Raw genomic sequence first — 353 nt, forward strand, 5'->3', positions numbered from 1 at the left:
GAACAGCGAATTGGATGAGGGGCCGATCATCGCCCAGCAGGTCCAGAACGTTGATCACAGCTACGGGCCGGAAGATCTTGTCGCGGCCGGTCGGGATACCGAATGCAAGGCGCTCTCGGACGCGGTGCGATGGCACTGTGAAGACCGGATTTTCCTCAACGGTTCACGGACCGTGGTGCTGCGCTAGGTTTTCCCGTACGCTAGCCTCTCGATGCCGAGAGCTCCGCGTGAAGGACCGTGCACTGTATGGCATTGAAGAATGCTCGTGGACCGTTAGTGGTAATTGGTCCACGAGCATTCTGCTGTCTATCGGGTCCCGTCAGTGGCGTTGGCTCTGCCGGTAAACGCTCAGG

The 353-nt window shown here is 59.2% G+C and carries 1 pseudogene; it reads left to right on the plus strand.

Annotated features, from left to right (window positions below):
* Window positions 1-187: pseudogene (locus tag ACT3UQ_RS19770) on the plus strand (formyltetrahydrofolate deformylase); the annotation flags it as partial.
* Between the last annotated feature and the right edge of the window lie 166 nt (window positions 188-353).

The organism is Glutamicibacter sp. AOP12-B1-11 (genome assembly GCF_052379245.1).
Lineage (GTDB): Bacteria > Actinomycetota > Actinomycetes > Actinomycetales > Micrococcaceae > Glutamicibacter.